General features: G+C 46.4%; 17 protein-coding genes. 2 read left to right on the forward strand and 15 right to left on the reverse strand.

Annotated elements, in window-relative coordinates; all coding sequences use genetic code 11:
* The 12 genes from IPL83_09695 to IPL83_09750 form a co-directional block, all read right to left on the reverse strand.
* Nucleotides 1-609: a 5-formyltetrahydrofolate cyclo-ligase gene (locus IPL83_09695; protein ID MBK9039419.1), complete on the reverse strand. Its 609-nt coding sequence runs from the start codon at nt 607-609 to the stop codon at nt 1-3.
* A 191-nt stretch (nt 610-800) separates the two neighbouring features.
* On the reverse strand, nt 801-1,115 hold the full coding sequence (locus IPL83_09700; protein MBK9039420.1) for a cell division protein ZapA: 315 nt from the start codon (nt 1,113-1,115) through the stop codon (nt 801-803).
* A 114-nt stretch (nt 1,116-1,229) separates the two neighbouring features.
* Nucleotides 1,230-2,864, reverse strand: a complete 1,635-nt coding sequence (locus tag IPL83_09705) for a Na/Pi cotransporter family protein (protein MBK9039421.1) — start codon at nt 2,862-2,864, stop codon at nt 1,230-1,232.
* Nucleotides 2,865-3,091: 227 nt separating this feature from the next.
* On the reverse strand, nt 3,092-4,435 hold the full coding sequence (locus IPL83_09710; protein ID MBK9039422.1) for a hypothetical protein: 1,344 nt from the start codon (nt 4,433-4,435) through the stop codon (nt 3,092-3,094).
* Nucleotides 4,436-4,771: 336 nt separating this feature from the next.
* The gene (locus IPL83_09715; protein ID MBK9039423.1) at nt 4,772-4,975 is read right to left on the reverse strand and encodes a DUF4337 family protein; all 204 of its coding nucleotides are present in this window, start codon (nt 4,973-4,975) and stop codon (nt 4,772-4,774) included.
* Nucleotides 4,976-5,054: 79 nt separating this feature from the next.
* Entirely contained in the window at nt 5,055-5,246 is a 192-nt protein-coding gene (locus tag IPL83_09720) for a transposase (protein ID MBK9039424.1), read from the reverse strand.
* Between the two features lie 15 nt (nt 5,247-5,261).
* On the reverse strand, nt 5,262-5,882 hold the full coding sequence (locus tag IPL83_09725) for a transposase (protein MBK9039425.1): 621 nt from the start codon (nt 5,880-5,882) through the stop codon (nt 5,262-5,264).
* Nucleotides 5,836-6,138 (reverse strand): transposase, encoded by a 303-nt coding sequence (locus IPL83_09730; protein ID MBK9039426.1) that lies wholly within the window; start codon nt 6,136-6,138, stop codon nt 5,836-5,838. Before IPL83_09730 ends, IPL83_09725 begins: the two co-directional genes overlap by 47 nt.
* A gap of 169 nt (nt 6,139-6,307) precedes the next feature.
* The gene (ftsY, locus tag IPL83_09735) at nt 6,308-7,510 is read right to left on the reverse strand and encodes a signal recognition particle-docking protein FtsY (protein MBK9039427.1); all 1,203 of its coding nucleotides are present in this window, start codon (nt 7,508-7,510) and stop codon (nt 6,308-6,310) included.
* 24 nt (nt 7,511-7,534) lie between these two features.
* The gene (gene smc / locus IPL83_09740; GenBank protein MBK9039428.1) at nt 7,535-11,158 is read right to left on the reverse strand and encodes a chromosome segregation protein SMC; all 3,624 of its coding nucleotides are present in this window, start codon (nt 11,156-11,158) and stop codon (nt 7,535-7,537) included.
* Complete coding sequence (locus IPL83_09745; protein ID MBK9039429.1) at nt 11,155-13,872, reverse strand: pyruvate, phosphate dikinase; 2,718 nt, start codon at nt 13,870-13,872, stop codon at nt 11,155-11,157. The genes smc and IPL83_09745 overlap by 4 nt, the downstream gene beginning before the upstream one ends.
* Before the next feature lie 18 nt (nt 13,873-13,890).
* Nucleotides 13,891-15,228: a glycine--tRNA ligase gene (locus tag IPL83_09750; protein ID MBK9039430.1), complete on the reverse strand. Its 1,338-nt coding sequence runs from the start codon at nt 15,226-15,228 to the stop codon at nt 13,891-13,893.
* On the opposite strand from IPL83_09750, the gene IPL83_09755 reads away from it, so the two are divergent.
* Complete coding sequence (locus IPL83_09755; protein MBK9039431.1) at nt 15,227-15,382, forward strand: hypothetical protein; 156 nt, start codon at nt 15,227-15,229, stop codon at nt 15,380-15,382. The genes IPL83_09750 and IPL83_09755 overlap by 2 nt on opposite strands.
* Here IPL83_09755 and IPL83_09760 read toward each other — a convergent pair.
* Entirely contained in the window at nt 15,379-15,960 is a 582-nt protein-coding gene (locus IPL83_09760; protein ID MBK9039432.1) for a hypothetical protein, read from the reverse strand. The genes IPL83_09755 and IPL83_09760 overlap by 4 nt on opposite strands.
* Here IPL83_09760 and IPL83_09765 point away from each other — a divergent pair.
* Nucleotides 15,952-16,746, forward strand: coding sequence for an Mrp/NBP35 family ATP-binding protein (locus IPL83_09765; GenBank protein MBK9039433.1), 795 nt, complete (start codon nt 15,952-15,954; stop codon nt 16,744-16,746). The genes IPL83_09760 and IPL83_09765 overlap by 9 nt on opposite strands.
* Nucleotides 16,747-16,953: 207 nt before the next feature.
* On the opposite strand, the gene IPL83_09770 is transcribed toward IPL83_09765, so the two are convergent.
* Entirely contained in the window at nt 16,954-17,901 is a 948-nt protein-coding gene (locus IPL83_09770) for a hypothetical protein (protein MBK9039434.1), read from the reverse strand.
* Between the two features lie 321 nt (nt 17,902-18,222).
* The gene (locus IPL83_09775; protein ID MBK9039435.1) at nt 18,223-19,731 is read right to left on the reverse strand and encodes a LysM peptidoglycan-binding domain-containing protein; all 1,509 of its coding nucleotides are present in this window, start codon (nt 19,729-19,731) and stop codon (nt 18,223-18,225) included.
* Nucleotides 19,732-19,740 lie beyond the last annotated feature (9 nt).

The raw sequence follows: 19,740 nt of genomic DNA on the forward strand, positions 1-19,740 counted from the left end.
TCAGTCGACGCACTCCTGCATCGAATTTTCAGTCACAATCCAGTCCATCTTCACATCACCTTCTCCATAAGGAAGCGGCTCCTGCGACAGCTGAACAGAAAAACAAATACCAATTTTTAATTTTGAAGCTTTGCCAAGAGCCCGATCATAAAAACCCTTGCCATAGCCTACTCTCCGTCCACACCGATCAAAACTAACTCCCGGTACAAGAATAAAATCACAATCATCGATTTGTACCTGTTTGCTTTTCTGTGGGTCGGGCTCCTGAATACCAAATGGACCTACCCGCCATGCTGTTGGATCCATCTCCAATTGGCCATGTGGGACCCAAAACAAAAGATTGGGACCATCGACCGAAGGATAAGCAAACGAGCAATCGGGCAGAAACTGCTGAAAACCATTTGGATCTGCCTCCTCTTTGAGAGGACTGTAAGTCGCTATCAAACTTGGTTTTTTATTTTTCAAAAGATCCAGGACGTTCTTACTGATCGCTGCGTTAATGGCAAAAAGACGAGCATGAGAATTCTTAACAAACTCAGTTCTCTGAGCCAGATACGCTTTGCGTACGGCTGTTTTTCCTATTTTTTGATCCAAGTTCCGTAACATCATCGCCTCGCACTTCGCGAGATCCAGACTGAACCTATCTAAAGTTTAATAATTTGAGAGAGAGGGGCGGGGAACCAAAACATAATTAAGTCAGCTGCAATAACCCAATTGATCAATCAATCAAAGATAAATAATATTTTGTCATTGCTTTCTCACCCGTAAATCCAAACTTCGCTCTCCATCTTCTATTAAACTCAGTGATCCAACCCGGTCTGGGTTAATGGAGAAGACTCTAGACTGGTAAGAACTTCCTGAGCCTTGATTTCCAACCCATGCAGTTCTTCAAATGCACTTCGTTTGAGTAGAATCAGCTCTTCGGCAATATGTAAGGAGGCAAGCAACAGGGCATTTTGAAAGGACACATTTGAGTGCCCACCCATGGCTTCATTCACTTTTTCATCCACTAAGGCCACAAGCTTTGCGACCGTTTTGTCATCATGTGAAGAACGAAGCTTCAGAGGCAGTCCGGCAATCAACACCTCATACGTCCTCTTGGTTTCTTCTTCCATGATTTCTCCCACTCTCCCACTACCAACCTTTTAGTTTTCTCCAGTAATATTGATAATATATAGCTAATAAAGGGTCAAACCTAAAGCGGTCCTTTAAGAGAATTCGGCCTTTGGTCAGCGACGCGGCAGAGCATTATAGGGATCAGCATCTTTGAGAAGGCCATAGGCGTGATTTGAGACGATCCCAACAATACGACGGAACTCAGTGAGGGCATCCAAATGAATAGAACTTGTGTTAACCGAGGCATTGCGGCCTTTGACGAGGCGTTCTATATTGGCCTCCCGAAAGCGTCGCTCCATTTGACGAATCTCTCTCTTGTGAAAGATGACCTTAGCAGCTAGCTCCTTATCCTCTACTTGGAAGCAGCTAATCGACATCTCCACAGCTTGGACTACATCCTTATGAATTTCCTGAATCTCTTTCCAACCTTCGCTCGTGAATTCCAACTTTAAAGTGTGCTTTTTGCGAGCTAAATCTAAGAGGCTGTTGTCAACCACATCTGCGGCACTCTCCAAATCAGCCGAAAAATCAATTATTCGCATCATGTTTTTTTGTGCAACGATGTCGCCGTCTTCCATGTGCCTAACTAAAAATAAATTGATTTCGCGATTGAGAAGATCCACCCAATCATCTCTCAGACGAATATCGTGTTCGAGGTCAGGGCTTTCATCCTTCAAAATTCTGCAAGAGTCTTTCACCATACTCAATACGATATCTGCCATCCTCAAAACTTCACGTTCGGCATGGGCGACAGCAACGGATGTGCTTTGATAATTTCCTCGATCAAGGAATTTAACGGTGAATTCCTTTTCTGATTCGGATGGGGGGAAGACCTTTTCGATGAGTCTGGAGCCGTGCTTGATAAAGGGATAGAAGACAGCTGCAGCTCCAACATTGAAGGCCGTATGAATATTTGCTAGATCCCTCTGCGGACTGTCTGAACCAAACAAATTAGCCAGTTGCTCTGTAAAGGGCAGAAACAACAAAACACTCACAATCTTGTAGAAGCAATGAGCCCAGGCCACCTGACGGCCCACATAATTTCCTCCAAAACTGGCAAGGAGGGCTGTCGCGGTCGTTCCAATGTTGGCTCCGTAAACCCAATACACGGCATCGACCAGGCTGATTTGGCCTGAAACTGTCAGGGCCATCGCAAAACCGATCGTGACCGCGCTGCTATGAACAATTCCCGTAAATGTGGCTGTTACTAATAATGCTAGGAACGGATTCTCATTCAGACTTCTTAAAAAAGCAGAAAAGGTTTGCACATTCCTTAACTCTTGCGTTCCGAAGCCAATCATCTCAAGGCCAAAAAAAATCAAACCAAAGCCCATGGCTGTCGCCATCACTTGTTTAAGAATGCGATTTTTTGCGAGAAAAAATATTGTAAAAGAGACGGCAAAAATGGGTAGACCGTACTGGGCCACATTCAAGCTCAGCAGTTGCACTGTAAAAGTAGTGCCAACCGTCGACCCTAATATCACGCTCATGACTTGCTGGAGGCCAAACACTCCCGCAGAACCAAGACCAACCAACATGGAGGTCACGGCGCCCGAACTCTGAATAATTAAAGTCAGACCGATTCCAACCAAAACTCCAAAAAAGGGACGCTTAGAAAGACTCACGATCAAATCACGTGTTCGATTGGCGGCAAGCTTTTGCAAGTTTTCGCTGGCGAGATTCATCCCCAGCATAAAAAATGAGACACCAGAAAGGGTCAATAAAATAGAAGAATGCTGCGACATCATCGTTTTGAACCACTCAATGCCAAACGCTCAGCCCTCGACAAGGAACCTCTCAAATACTATATCAACTCTAAGAGTCGGAAAATTCTATTTAAATCTGAAGGGAAAATAAGGGGACAATTGTGATCACGATCATAATCGTGAAGCCCCGTGAATGGCCGAAGGCCAGTCTGGAACGCGTTTTCGCATTCCAGTACCTCATTAAAATTTTACATTGCTTCGCGTTAATTTTATCGGGAACACCGAGCGGACCCCATCAAGAGAGGAATTCCAAGTGCAAACATGGAGGGTTGATCCACAAATTGGCACTTCAGTCCGGACGTATCATCACAAGGTCTTTCATAGGCCCCCGAGGTCACTGACACTCGATTCTTTTGGCTCAAAAAGGGACTATAGGTGCCCGTTTTGCGATCAAGGAACATCGGACAGGTGGCATTTTCACGAGACTTCAATACACAGCGATGAGTGCCATCTGCATGAATCTCGCAACGTGGAATCGTTCTTTTTCTCAAACTGGAATCGAAATTATCAGAATACCACTCCATGCAAGAACGATCACCCCCAGGGAGCCTCTCCTTGAAATTATCCAAGGAAGGTGTGCATGTGCTATTTGGATTGTGGTGCCACATCTGCGACAACACAATTTTATTAAAATGTGATGCGGTTTCTCTCCGTTTTGATTCACTGAACTTCTCCATGCACACAGTTCTCAGATATTGATCTATCGATATCGTAGGATCCAACCTAATAAATTTTGAAAAACGCGTTGTCTTAGCAACCTCCACCGTTCCCTTTTCCCATGTGAGACCTACAGCAGCGGCGAGTGCTCCGACCGCCTTATTGAAAGAAAATCCGTCTTGAGTTTGGAATTCATTTGATAGGGAAATATCATAGGAGCAAAGCCCCACCATTGGGTTCTCATCCGATACCTTTGGGTAAGCGTGCATAGTCTGGTGATTAAGAACTAGAAAGTTATCCTCATCCTCACTAACCTGTCGGACCTTCGGTTGGTCCGAATATTTTGAGTGATCTGAAGAATCTGAAGCCACCAAAATAAACGTTGTCTTAACTGAATACTTATAATTTTTATTCACTTTTAGGCCATAGGTAATTGCTCCGAGAAAGGGGACAGGTACACTTGCTGACGCATATGCACTGACGCCCGAATAGTTCTCCATCGATAGTTCTGTCCAGACTCGAGGGAAACCCGGGAAAGAAAGTTCTTTCTCTTCTTTCGTTTCTTTTTCTTCATAATTCTTCTCATCTTCGCCTGAAAGATCAGTAGGAATGTCGTAGCTAAGAGCAGAATTCACAATACTACGTCGAAATGTTTCCAACGAAGAGGTGTCACTTGCTCGCAATTTTGTTTGGTCAAACGCCACACTCTTGCCTGACATCGAACCTTTCGACGCTCTTTGTGCGTCGGAGGCTCCGCCTAATGCCGGAGGGTCGTTCCGCCTTTGGCCTTCGGCAAACTGTATCCAAAAAAATAAAACTAAAAACAGACCAAGCCCAATGGCGCGGCGGTACCCATTTTTAGACAACTTCAAATTCGTCCCTGTTATAGTAGTCATTGCTCTCCTCCATGTTGAGCTCAAATTACAAGGGACTTCTAGAGCATTTGGGATGCCATCGTGATCACCCACTTAAATGCCAAGCCAGATAGATTTTATTGAAAATAGGAAACGGAGATGACAATTTCGGGCAATGGGTCCCGTTGTATTAGATCACCTAACAAAACGCAGACCCTCGTATTTATATGTCTTTAAATGTCTTTAAATGTCGATCACCCTGAAAATCATTGGCCGGCGAAATTCATTGATAGGCTTGGAAAACAATGTCAGACCACTGCAGATCGGGCCTTTCACAACGCCTTTTCCTGAAAGGAAACTCCGGAATGTGACATCTCATCAGCCCAATATATTTGAGATAAAATTAAAATGAATGGAAATACCCATAAAGCCGACCAAGCCCAAAATGGAGCCCATCAAGCTAAGAATTAAGGCAAAGAAAAACAGAGGTTTTTTCTGAGTCAATGCCGTGACACCAAAAAGCGCAATTGCAATCGACAGCGTTGCTTCGGTCAAATCAAATTGATCATCGAAGACATTCATGTCATCATAGGATTTTTCTTGATATTCTGCGGCGGTTGGCCCAAGACTCTGTAGGTCGAGTAACCTGAGTCATGTGGCGTTAGCTTGCTAACATAGATTCCTGTTCCTTTGCAAATTCAATTGGAGATTTCATTCCTAGTGCTGAATGTGGATTGATGTTGTTGTACCTCCAGTGCCAGGTGTCGATTTTCTCTCGAGCATCTTCGAGAGAAAAAAGACGTAACTCGTTGAGGCACTCGTCACGAACTCTCGAATTGAAAGATTCGACAATTTGGTTAAGGTTTTCTTACCTTTGTAAACTCCAGCTGAATGCCATGACGATAGGCCCAGTCAAGCATCGCCCTCGACGTAAATTCCGTACCCTGATCGACCCGGATGATCTGAGGGTATTTTCCCCGGCTAAGTGGTCGAGATATTCGGTGACGTCAATTCCTCGAATGGATTGATCAACCAGAACTCCGGGGGAGAGTTTTGCGAATTCATCGACAATGGTGAGAATTTTAAGGCGCCTTCCTGACTCGATAAAGTCGAACATGAAGTCAATAGCCCATATTTGATTGGGTCCCATTGCTTGAGTGGCCGGCAGTCTGGGACAGGATCCAAGCTTTTTTCTCTTCCTGCGTCCAATCTGAAGCTTTAGTTTTTGATAAATCCGACGCGATCGTTTGTGGTTGAGATCAGATATTTCCCTCTTGAGAAGAACAAATAGCCGCGGGTGACCGAACCTTCTATGCTCTGTCGCTAGCTCCGACAATCGCGACGCCAGAGGCTGGTCTCCATTCTCTTTTGGATTATAATACAAGGTGGTGATGGGAAGGCCCAGCAGACAGCTGGTTCGAGCCTTGGAGACCTCGTATTTTTCAACAAGGTATGAGGCCTCCGTTCTCTTGTCGCTGGACCTCACCACTTTTTGAGTTCACATCCTTCAACATGACGATGTCGAGAGCCTGGTCCGCCACGATCCTTTTTAGGCGCGTATTCTCCATCTCCAGGTCTTTCAGCCGTCTGGCGTCGGTCACGTCCATACCACCAAAACGCTTCTTCCAATGGTAGAGAGTCTGAATCGTCACGCCCATCTCGCGCGACACCTCTTTTGCTGGCGATCCCGTCTCCAGTTTTTTTACTGCAGAAATTATTTGTTCCTCGCTAAATCTCTTCTTCATTTGGTGCTCCTTTACCGGACTCTGCCGGGGGTTATTACGCACCATGACTCAAGATGCAAGGCCTACAGTTTTAAGGGCCAACCGCCGTGCATGACCCGGTGAATGGACTTTTGGAAATTGTCGAAGGTGAGAACTTCCCGGTATATCAATAAATTTGGAATTAGCGAGCTCAGAGAATTGAATTCACAAACTCTTTGCTGCAAAAAGGACGCAAATCGTCAATCCCTTCGCCAACGCCAATAAGGCGGATCGGGAGTCCCAATTCGCAGGCAAGGCCTACAGCAACGCCACCTTTGGCTGTCCCATCCATTTTTGTTAGTACCACTCCGGACAATGTAAGAATATCGTGAAAATTTCGCGCCTGAACAAGCGCGTTCTGCCCTGAGTTGGCATCCAGAACAAGCAAAATTTCATGGGGACCATCAGGAACAACTTTCTGAACAACTCGCTTCATCTTATGCAGCTCTTCCATGAGATTTGCCTGCGTGTGCAGGCGTCCAGCCGTATCAATGATCACAACGTCAAAGCCTCTTGCTTTAGCCATCTGACAGGCATCAAAAGCCACAGCACTCGGATCTGTCGTTCCCGGAGGAGAGAAAATCTCAACCTGCGCTCTCTCGCTCCAAATTTTCAACTGCTCGCCTGCCGCAGCCCGAAAAGTGTCTCCGGCTGCAACCACAACTTTCTTTCCACTTTTGGCCACAGCATTTGCGAGTTTTCCGATTGTTGTTGTTTTCCCAACACCGTTGACACCGACAATCAGCCAAACAAGAGGCTTCGTCTCAATACTTCCAGTGAGATGAAGAACTCCACTCACATTATCATTTGATTTCGCCAATCTGGCCTCGCCATTTATTTGCTCTTCATTCACAAAAGAAAATATCTTCAAAATTTCAGAACTCAGAGCCCTTCTCACTGCCTCCAAATCTGATTTCTGGCCATGACTTAAGCTTTCATCCACAGCATCGAGCAATCTTTGAACAGTTTTAGGACCTAAATCGCTCGTGTACAAAATTTCTTCTAAGGCCTCACGGTCATCAGCCGAAAGATCATGATCTGCGGCAAACAATCCCTTGATGCGACCGAAAAGACTTGCTCGCGTATTGGCTAAGGCCGAAGTGAGATCTTTGGGGATCGGCCTTGCCGCGGGCGCTGGAGGTGCGGGCGCGGGTGCAGGTTCAGGCTCGAACGCGGGTGCGGGTGCGGGCGCCAGCTCAGCTGCCGGAGCACTGAGAGTTACAGGTGCGGTGGGAGCTGAGACTTTCGAAGTTACAGCTTCACTATTTTTGAAGACTTTGTTTGTCAGTGGACCGTCGAAAAAAATAAACAAGGAAGGCGACAAGACCCGAGAGAGCAGTCCCCCCCGCAACAAGCATCATCGTTATATCAATATCCATTATACTTCAGCAACTCTCTCGGCCTCGTTTAAATTGACCGAGACCATTTTGGAGACTCCCTTTTCCTCCATGGTGACGCCGTATAGTTTATCTGCCACCCTCATGGTGTGCTTGTTATGGGTGACCACAATAATCTGACTGCGCTTGGTCATCTTGCCAACCAAATCATTAAAACGATAGACGTTGGCATCATCCAAAGGCGCATCCACCTCATCCAAAAGGCAGTAAGGTGAAGGTTTAACCAAGAAAATTGAAAAGATCAAGGACACCGCCGTCAGAGCTTTCTCACCGCCAGAAAGAAGACCCACGTTTTGAAGTTTTTTACCAGGAGGCTTGGCAACAATATCAATTCCTTGCTCTCCATGCTCGAGGTCTTCCACCATGACAAGGCGCGCTTCACCTCCACCAAATAGAACAGGAAAAACTTTTACAAACCGCTCATTAACCAACTCAAAGGTATCTCTGAATCTTCTCGAACAAATCCGATTGATTCGATCTATGACCTTACGCAAACTCTCCTTTGCCTCTGTGAGATCTTGATGTTGCTGAGAGAGAAACCGATACCGTTCGGACAACTCATCATACTCTTCGATAGCAGACAAGTTTACTTCCCCAATCCGCTTTAACTTGTCCTTCAAATCCTCAAGCTCAGCTTCTGTTGTCGCCAAATCACCCTCAATCTCCGCAAACTGAGAGGATTCTTCTGCCAAATCTAGCTGATATCTTTCAAAAATTTGATCCAGAAGGTAACGTTCCTTCATTCGATATTGTTCGAGTTTCAATTGGGCCTCATTGAGGCGTGCCTTGTTTTCGTTGATCGAATGCAAAGCCAGAGACAGTTTATCGCTCAGATCGTTCTCTTGCGCTGCAATTTCCTCATAGGAATTTGTGGCCAGTTTTAAATTCTCATGGATAACCTGCAATTCACTGATGACTCTCTCGAGTTGAAGTTTCTGCTCTTCTACCTTCAGGCTATTCAAAGAAAGTGATTCTGTGCTTTTCTCTGATTCTTCTGACATTTGCGACAGATTCTGGTTCACATCGAAAAGAGAATTGGAAACCATTTTGAGCTGATGACGAATTCCTTCCAGCTCTTGTTTCTTCGCGGCAGATTCAACCTTTAACTCGGTCACTTCCATTTGCAAACTGTCTATTCCTAAACGAGCACTTCTCAACTCTTCTGTTAGAGTCTCAACCTGACTTTCCAGATCTATTCGTTTTTCACGAGTCTCCGCGATTGATTCTTGTATATCTTCCTCTCGCTCACGAAGAATCAAAAGTTGATTTTCATCTCGAGAGGACTCTTCTTGTTGTTTTCGCAGAGCCACCCGAGCGTTGTTCAGCTCATTGTCTGCTCGCTCCAAGTCTTTTTTCAACTCCGCTACCGAGATTTCTTTTTCGTTCTGACGATTTTTTGCGCTCTCATAATCACTGCTGAGGGTTTTGATCTTGGCCTCTATCTTTTTCAAAACATTTTGAGCCAAAGATAATTTTCCTGCAAATTCCTCACGTCTAATGGAAAGTTCCTTGATTTCACGACGACGCTTGAGCACACCGGATTCGACGTTTTCGTTGGTCCCACCCGTCAAGATCCCTTCATTTGTAAGTGTATCTCCATCCAAAGTGACAAAGCTTAGATTTGAATAATCTTTACGCAGAGCCATGGCATTGCGAATATTATCGACAACCACGACGTCCCGGAGAAAAGAGGAAACCTGCTTTTGAAAAGACGCTGGTACAACAACAACATCCGTGAGAAGAGTTTTAAATCCCTTTTCCTTCAGTAGATTTGTTTGATCCCACGAGTCTGAGTCTGATTCCGATCCGGAGCTCATATCAAGAGCCACAAAGCTCGATCTCCCAGACTTTTTTTCTTTTAAATACTCAACGGCCGAGAGAGCCGATTGAGAATCCTGGGCCAATAGCATTTGCAATCGACTTCCAAGAGCGGCCTCCATCGCAAGCTCATATTCCTGGGGGACCTCGACGATTTCGACCATCGGTTGATACTGACTCTCAGAAATATTTCCATCTGCCACATCCTGAGATTCCAAACGCTGCCGTTGCCACAGCATGACTGATTTTACACCATCCTCAAAACCCTCAAAATTAGCGTGAAGATTCTCAAGACCGTAAAGTCGAGAGGAAACCTCATTGAGAGCATCCTTGAAAGATTCAACTTCAACTCGCTTTTCTTCAAACTGATCCTTTAAGACCACAAGATTTGTTTGAATTGTTTCCACGTCCCTCGCAACTTCTAGTTGCATCTGCTTTTCAGATTCAAGGGCAGCCGAAACCTTAGCCTGGCGCTCTTCAAACCCCGCACTTTTGCTGTTAAGTTCGGCAAGAACAGAACGACTGTTCTCGGCCTTGAGTCCAACATCCTCAATCTGAGTCTGAACGGACAAGAGCTTCGCACTCATGTGAGACTCTGATTGTGAAACTGCGAGCATCTCACGACGAGTTTGCGTCAGTTCCTCATCCGCCTCTAAAACACGTTTTTGCACTGTTTGATACTTTTCATTGCTCACAACATATTTTTGGTCAAGTTCTGAAGAGATTTGTGCCAGCTGGCTTTCTCTCTCTTCATAGGTCTTCTTTTCATTTTCCAGCGCCCTTTGCCTCGCCTGATATTGCTCTAAAATATTTCCCGTCATCTCCTTATTGCGACGAGCCTGCTCAATCTCAAAACGCAATTCTCTTATTTCATTTTCAAGCAATTGGCTCTGCTCTTGTACTTTCTGCCGCTTCACCTGGAGAGATTCGACATCGTTCTCCCTCTCCAATACCTCCAGCTTCATTTCAGCAAGTTCTGACTCCATTTCGCTGATATCGGTCGTCACCGAAGTATCGCAGTCCTGAGCCTGAATATAGCCTTTTTGAGCTTCTTCTATATCGCCACGCAATTCTAAGAAGGCCTTCGACGTGACCCAAAGTTCCTTGTTTCGGATATCATTTTTAAGATTGCGATAACGCTCAGCTCTTTGAGCCTGACGCTGCAAGCTGTCCAACTGACGCTTTTGTTCTCCGATAATATCCTGAAGTCGCACTAAGTTTTGATCCGTCTGCGTTAGCTTTCGCTGAGATTCCCGTTTTCTCACCTTGAATTTTGTGATTCCAGCAGCTTCTTCAATAAGAGTTCGACGGTCTTCCGGCTTTGCCGTGATAATCTTGCCGATAGCCCCCTGCTCAATAATACTAAACCCCTTAGAGCCAGCCCCCGTATCCATGAATATTTCCTGAGTGTCGCGCAGGCGGGCAGGCTCCTTATTAATCAGATATTCGCTCTCTCCGTTCCTATGCAATCGGCGCGTAACCATTATTTCACTGAATCGCGCGTACTTTGCCGGAAAGGGACCTCCGTCATTCTCCAGAGTTAAACTGACTTCAGCCAAACCAAGAGGCGCATAGCCCTCAGCGCCGGCAAAAATCACATCCTCCATCGAAGATCCGCGGAGATGTTTCGCCGACATTTCTCCCATCACCCAAACAAGGGCGTCAACAATGTTAGATTTACCACAGCCGTTTGGCCCCACGACTCCTGTAATTCCGGCATCAAAGTGAATAACCGTTCGATCCTTGAACGACTTAAAACCGACGATCTCTAATTTTTTGATTCTCAATGTTGGACCTTCCGTTGTTTGAGCGCCGCTTGCGCCGCTGCTAACCTTGCGATGGGAACTCGATAGGGTGAGCAACTAACGTAGTGTAGTCCCACGTTATGGAAGAATTCAATACTCGACGGATCCCCTCCGTGCTCCCCACAAACCCCCAACTTAATATCTGGTCTGGTTTGAAGCCCCAATTCAACACCTTTTTGAACTAATTTTCCAACGCCCCCTACATCAATCGTGGCAAAAGGGTCCTCCAAAAAGAGCCCCTCGGAGACGTAAGTGGCCAAAAACTTTCCGGAATCATCACGAGAAAGACCCAAAGTTGTTTGCGTCAGGTCATTGGTTCCAAAACTAAAAAATTCTGCACTGTGCGCAAGCTGATCGGCAATCAATGCGGCCCGCGGCAATTCAATCATTGTCCCAACGAGGTACTCAAAAATAACCCCATGTTCCTCTTGGACCCTTTTCACTGTCCGATCAACCAGTTCACGCAAACGGGCCAGCTCCCCTTCGGTTGCTACCAAAGGAATCATTATTTCTGGAGATAACTGCTGACCAGCTTCAATCACTTCAATGGCCGCCTCAGCAATGGCTCGAGCCTGCATCTCATAAATCTCTGGAAACGTAATGGCCAATCGACAGCCACGGTGACCAAGCATGGGATTTACTTCTGAAAGGGAACGCACCTTAGAACGGATCTTCGCAACATCCCATTTCAAACGCGCCGCTAACTCCGCAAGTTCATCTTCGGAATGGGGCAAAAATTCGTGTAAGGGAGGATCCAGAAGCCGAATTGTCACGGGGTATCCATTCATTTCGCGAAATAACCCCAAAAAATCCTCCCGCTGCATAGGAGCCAGCCGATCGAGAGCCCGCACTCTCTCATGGCGATCGTCTGCCATAATCATTTCGCGCACAACATCGATACGATCCGCACCAAAAAACATATGCTCAGTTCGACAAAGGCCTATGCCCTCAGCTCCGAACCGGCGGGCCGTCGCTGCATCCATTGGGGTATCTGCATTCGCTCGAACTCCTAGACTGCGATAATCATCAGCCATTTTCATGATACGCTCAAAATATTTATCCAGGGTTGGAGGGAGCATTTTAACTTCACCGAGGAAAACCTCTCCCGTAGAGCCATCTAAAGTGATTGTTTCTCCCTCCTTCAACACATAGCCCTTTATGCGCAATTCTCTCTTTACGTAATCAACATCCGCTTCGCCCGCACCTGCCACGCAACACTTGCCCATCCCTCGAGCCACGACGGCGGCATGAGAAGTCATTCCTCCACGAGACGTCAATATCCCCTGAGCAGAAACCATTCCCTCGATGTCCTCGGGTGAAGTTTCAATTCGGACGAGAATCACCTTTTTTTGTTCTGCCGCAGCTCGAACGGCCTCCTCCGAACTAAATACAATCGTGCCGACCGCACCACCGGGGCTTGCCGGAAGGGCCCTTGTCAGCAAATTCCTTGGAGCGTTCGGATCCAGGGCCGGATGGAGGAGCTGATCCAAACTCTTCGGATCTAATCTCAAGAGGGCTTCCTCTGGACTGATCAGTTTTTCATCAATCATTTCGCAAGCGCTGCGAAGAGCCGCCCGAGCCGTTCTTTTTCCGTTACGAGTTTGCAATATCCACAGAACGCCTCTTTCAATGGTAAATTCAATGTCCTGCATGTCTTTGTAATGCTTTTCGAGTTTATCAAAAACGCCCGTGAGCTCCTGATAGGCTTTTGGCATAATTTCTTCTAAAGAGGGAAGGCTTGAATCTTTAGCATCCCTCTTGGTGATGGGCTGAGGCGTGCGAATGCCTGCTACCACGTCTTCGCCCTGGGCATTGACAAGAAATTCACCATAATAAACGGATTCTCCTGTCGAGGGATTTCGTGTGAAGGCCACCCCTGTCGCCGAATCATCTCCCCGATTGCCAAAAACCATGGATTGGATATTTACCGCCGTTCCCCAACTGGCCGGAATTCCGTGCAACTCACGATAGGTCTTGGCCCGTGGAGTATTCCAAGATTTAAATACAGCTGAAATAGCCCCCCACAACTGCTCTTTTGGATCCATGGGAAATGGCTGACTCGTCGTTTCTAAAATTTGTTTTTTAAACTTCGCTACCATGGTCTTCAGGTCATCAACACTCAAATCCGTGTCATTCAAATATTTCTTAGAGTCCTTGAGATCTTCCATAATGACTTCCAGATAGGAAGAATTCATGCCCATCACAACATCAGAGTACATTTGTAAAAAACGCCGGTAGGAATCCCAGGCAAAACGCGCATTTCCGGATTGCTTCGCCAAGCCCTCAACCGCCTGGTCATTAAGGCCCAAATTAAGAATTGTGTCCATCATTCCTGGCATACTGGCCCGCGCCCCTGACCGCACACTCAGCAAGAGAGGATTGCTATTGTCTCCGAACTTTTTTCCTATGATGGTTTCAATTTTTTCTAAAGCCTCCTCTGCAGCTTTTTTTACTTCCACTGGCAAGACTTCACCGGCCCGATGAAACACCTGACAAATTTCTGTGGATATGGTGAATCCCGGCGGCACTGAAAGGCCCAATGAGGTCATTTCAGCAAGATTCGCTCCTTTGCCGCCAAGAATACTTTTCATTCCAGCATTGCCATCGGTCTGAGTTTTTGAAAAAAAGTAGATGTACTGACTGGGCAATTGGTACTTCTCGGCAGAGACAGATGTCGATCTTTCCCGAACTTCCATAAGGGCCTCCAATGGAATTTAGTTAAAATCCGCTAATTTTTGAGCCACATAGCGCTTCAACTCTGACATTTTAACTCGATCCTGTTTCATGCTATCGCGATGACGAACGGTCACGGCTTCGTCCTCAATGCTTGTAAAATCCACTGTCACGCAAAGTGGAGTGCCGATCTCGTCTTGCCGACGATATCGCTTCCCAATGCTCGCCGTTTCATCATAATCGACGTCCCACTCAAGCGCCAACTCATCTCGCAAATCAGCGGCCATCTTTGTAAGAGGCTCTTTTCTTGAGAGCGGCAGCACGGCCACCTTAATCGGAGCAAGCTCCGGCTTAAAGCCCATAACCACACGAACATCTTCACGACCCTCTTCTGTCACCTTTTCTTCTCGGTAGGCATCACAAAGTATTGCCAGACACAAACGATCGCATCCCACTGCAGTTTCAATCACATAAGGCAAAAACTTTTCCTTAGAGGCTTCGTCAAAATACTCGAGTTTTTTATTTGAAAACTTCTGATGTTGACTCAAATCAAAATCGCCACGATTGTGCACACCCTCAAGCTCCTGCCAACCAAACGGAAATTGATATTGCACATCGAAAGCCGCTTTCGCGTAGTGCGCAAGCTCGTTCGGGCCATGCTGCTTGTAACGCAAATTCTCTTCTCGAATGCCCATGTTCAGATAGAAATTCCAGCGAATCTTCTTCCAGGACTCAAACCACTCTTCGTCCGTTCCGGGTTTTACAAAAAACTGCATTTCCATTTGCTCAAATTCTCGAGTGCGAAAGGTAAAGTTACCCGGTGTGATTTCATTGCGGAAAGATTTCCCAATTTGAGCAACTCCAAAAGGGATCTTCTTACGCATAGAAGTGGCAACATTCTCAAAATTGACAAATATGCCTTGGGCCGTCTCAGGTCGCAAATAAACCGTGCTGCCTTCATCGGCCACAGGTCCCATATGAGTCTTAAACATAAGGTTGAATTGCCGAGATTCTGTTACATCAGCTGAACCGCAGCGCGGACACACGACTTTCCCATCCACAATTGATGAATCTTCACGAAAACGATTCTTACACTTCTTGCAGTCCACCAGAGGATCTGAGAACCCATCAATGTGCCCAGAGGCTTTCCAAACCGTGGGATGCATCAAGATGGCCGAATCGAGGCCCACAATGTCATTTCTCCGGGTCATCGCGCGATACCAATGCAGCTTAACGTTGAGTTTCAAATTTGTACCGAGGGGACCATAATCCCAACAAGAGTTCAAACCTCCATAGATTTCGCTGCTTTGAAATACAAATCCGCGGCGCTTAGATAGTGAAACCAAAGTGGACAAATCTTTCAATAGAGTGGTTTGCATGAAATTCCTCAGAACGAAGAGAGAGGGGTTTATATTTGATCTGATTCGAGGTAACACCGACGGCAAGAAAGAGTCAACAAAACGGCTTGATATCACTCTGCCTAAGGGCCTTGAATTCCTTTTTAAAATGATCCTTAATGTGGCGCGTAACTAAGAACGCAGGTGCGCGAGAATCGACTGGTAGGCCGTATCAACAAAGACGCGCGATTCCTTATCGACGAGATTGAGACAGGATTGATAGGCTTCATTGACTTTGTCGATCGGACTTCCTGCAGGAATACCCAAAACTTCGTAGGCATCCCAAGAGTGCCCATTGTAATTAAAGATCACATTGAGGGTTCTCCGTGGATTAGATGCCTTTTCACCTGTGGTTATTGGGTCCTTCGAGGCTTTGCCCGAACCACCGTCTTCTTCTGACTTTCCCGTGAGGGTCTTCGTATATTCTCCAGCGAGAGCTTTTCTATCTGAGTCCCCATTGAGCGAGGCCATCGCCGGGCCCTCTACCGAAGAAGCATGGGGACCTTGACCACTCCATCCCCGTTTTAGCGATAGCTTCATCCGAGAGCGAGGTCGGCGCCGTAATAGGTAAAAAAGCACCAAAATCAAGACCGCGCCATTTAAAATCAGGAATTCTTTGACCTTGGGATCCACATCCCTATTATTGGGTCGCCCAAAGTATTTTTCAAGTCCCAGTGGAAGAACCCTGTCCGAAAGGAGCGACCCGTGACACAAAATCCATTTTCCCAACAAACTGCAATTCCAGGCATTAAAAACGTCATTGCAGTAGGCTCAGGTAAGGGTGGGGTCGGCAAAAGCACTGTCGCCATTAATATCGCCATTGCCTTAGGCAAGAACTACCAGGTGGGAATATTAGACGCAGATCTCTATGGCCCCAGCATCCCGAGGATGCTCGGTGCCATAAATCAAAAACCGAGTATCGGCGAAAATGGAAAGATCCAGCCGCTTCAACGATATGGACTAAAGGCGATGAGTATTGGTTTTCTGGTGGATGAGTCTCAAGCGCTCATTTGGAGGGGTCCCATGCTCTTCAAAGCAATGGACCAGTTTTTCCGAGATGTCGAATGGGGTAACCTCGACTATTTGATCATTGATCTCCCACCGGGTACGGGTGACGTCGCCTTAACGATGGCTCAGAAAATTCCAGTCAACGGAGCCATCACTGTCTGCACCCCTCAAAATCTCGCCTTTGCTGACGCCAAGAAAGCTCTCGATATGTACGACAAGGTAAACATCCCTCAGTTGGGCCTCGTCGAGAATATGTCTTATTTGCTCGATCCCGAAACTCATCAAAAAATCCAACTTTTTCCAAAGGGAGACATTGATACATTTCTCTCTGTCAGAAAAATTCCAAAGCTGGGCGAAATCCCCTTTCACCCCGATGTGGCTATCAGTTCTGAAGCCGGAGTCCCTCTGATGATCAGTCATCCTGATTCCCCAGAAGGATGCGTTTTTTCCACCATTGCGGCACAGATTGTGAGGGATTTGCCTCCTCAATAATGGCCCACTTGATTGTTGTTCCAAACTCCAAGGGTCCCTGACTGAACCAAGTCTCAGGAATTCAGGATCGAGTTCGGCTTGGTGCAGTGCTCACAAAGGGAGCGCTGCTGCCGGACGCATGTTTGAAGATCCTGGACTCCTGAGACTTGGTTCAGTCAGGCACCCTTGGAGTTTGGAACAACAATCGAGTGGGCCAGTTTAAATCAACTACAGGCATCGAGCCTGTTGCCTGTTACACTCAAGGCTTTTTTTAACTTTGGAGCGGAATTTTTTCCATTCCTTTAGCTGACCTGTTGAGAAAGGCAAATCAAAGCTGCGTGAATCGGCAGGAGTATCCTCGATCCACAGGTTTAGAATTTCCAATATCTGTCTCCGCAAAAATCCATAGCCGGACTTTGTGACAACATTCAATACGAATTGCTCAGGCTCAATTTTCACAAACGAACTCACCATTCCTATGTAATACATTGCCAATTTGTTGGCTAAATACCTCTGATGTTCGTTGCCTTCTACATAGGAAAAGACATATTTGTGGTAGTGGTCCCGCCAACCGTGCGATTTCATTTTTATTAATATTGAAACAAATTCAATGAGCAACTCATAATCTGCCTTAAGCTGTGGGTCCAATTGAACTTTGATTTGGTTCGTCGCCAGCTTTTTCAAGTCCTCCTTCGTGGTTCCTGTCGCCAAATCTTCGGTCGCCGCATGGCGAATGCTAGGGATCGGCCTCATTGCATAGGTTAATTTCGATACGCCTGATGTCAAGTCAAAGCCCAGACTTGGAAGTCTGGACGCTGCAAACTGAAGGTGCGACTCATCGCCTCGAAAAGTGCCGGATCTGCCATAAATTTCAAAAATCTCATGATTCCCAGTGACCAAAAGTTCTCCTGCTGACAGAACCTGTGCACTCACTCCGTAAGGCAAGTGACGCAAGACTTCTTGCCAAAGTCCCTCGTGGGAGCCAAAGTACCCGGTCTGAAGATTTCCGTTCATCAATGAGTCTTCTAGATTAAACTCTGGAACCGTGAAGGCTCTGACCTGCCCCTCAATCTCAACCAAAATAAAGAGATGACGACCGTAGCCAAGCTTCGTGTCTCCTTCTACGACGTAACGCCCCCCCAAAATCATGGGTAGAGGAATTTGCAACAATTTCACCAAAAGAGCGCTCTCTCTTCTCAATTGCCGAAGGAAAAGGGATGCCTTCGCCCCCATTTTTACTTGTCTGAATTTCGCCAGAAGAGGGAAACATCACAATTTTCCTACACCCAGCGCTTGCTAAGCCCGGGTCCCACAATCCAATCAGAAAGAAAAAAACGAATCTAATCAAAACTCGCTCCCAAGAATTCCAGCTGGCCAAAGTCTCGACGCCCAAGCCAGGTTATGAATTTTCAAAAAAATGACCCTTTTTTGTTCTTTTAGTCTAAGTGCGTTAAAATGGGAAGGAAAATATCTGGGATCTCCGAAAAATGGAAACCCTCACTGTGGAATAACGAGCTCGCTCCCAATCATGATATTAGAACGATTGGACAGCTGGTTGGCCAGAGCAATTTTTGTGATATTCACCCCATATTGACGGGCAATATTTGTGAGGGTTTCGCCACGACGAACAACATGCATTCGCCCCTTCTCAGCTTTTACGGCAATTTTTTGCCCCACAAAGACCATTCCTCGACGACTCAGATTGTTCAACTTCTTCAAGCTCTCAATTGTCGCGCCATACTTCTTGGCAACGAGATTCAGATTTTCTCCCCGTTTCATCACGTGGTACTTGATCTCAGGGGTTAAAGAGTTGCTCTGGCCACTCTTTTCCAAAGAAGCCGTATCACGATGACTAACGTAAACATTGAGTTCACGCTCGGGAACACGAATCCTCTGTCCAATGCGCAGAAGGCTTCGATTTGAAAAACCATTGAGACGACGAAGTGTCGCAACGGATGTGTGATGACGTCGAGCTATTACAGAAAGAGAATCGCCTCTTCGAATTTTATATCTGCCCGATTCTGAGGCTACAAATACGGGGGGGATTGAGTCACTCAGATCAATCGCCGCCAGAGCCCTATCCCGTGACCCAACGGGAATTCTCAGGGTCACCGCACTGCCTGGCTCAACCGGCACATAGTAGGTCCGAAACATCGGATTTAATCGTTGAAGATCTTCGTAACTCACTAACGACATGCCGCTTGCCAGCTTTTGGAGACTTATTGGCTTCGTGATCTCAATTGTCTCGTATCCAAACTCGGCTTCATACGAAAGTTTGTGAAACCCATAATCCTCCGGATTTTTTGCGATGAGTGTGGCCGCGATAAACTTTGGCACATAATTGGCTGTCTCGCGCGGCAGACGACGATTCTTGGAAAGTTCCCAAAAATCCCTCGTGTAGTGCCTCATCACAGCTCGCTTGACCCTGTTTTCTCCCGTGTTGTAAGAAGCAAGAGCGAGGTACCAATTTCCAAAAAGATTGTGAAGTGCTTTAAAATATCTACCTGCGGCCTGAGTAGATAGAACAGGATCCCGTCTTTCATCAACAAATGGATCAATCCGCAATCCGTAATTTTTACCAGTTTCTCGAATGAACTGCCAATACCCCACCGCTGCCGCATGACTGTGCGCTTTGTGACTAAATCCAGATTCAATCAAAGAAACATACACAAGATCGTCTGGCAAACCTTGACTGCGCAACTCCGCCTTCATCATAGGGAGATATCTTGAGGATCGCTCCAGATAGGTTTCCATGTAGCGACGACCTCGGCCCTGAAAATAATTAACCCATTTCTGAACCTGCTTATTTACTTCGATCGGAATATTCTCGACTTGAACGGGCGAATCAGAAAGCTTGTCATTTGCACCTTTGATAACAGCGAGAGATTCTGGACTTTCGCTTTCTACAGCTGAGCTGTCATTATTTTCTGGAGGGGATTGAAAATGACTACAAGCAGTCAGGCCCACCCATGCCACTAACACAAGACCCATTCTGCATTTTTGCATTCAGCCTCC

This window comes from Bdellovibrionales bacterium, from assembly GCA_016716765.1.
Taxonomy (GTDB): Bacteria; Bdellovibrionota; Bdellovibrionia; order Bdellovibrionales; family UBA1609; genus JADJVA01.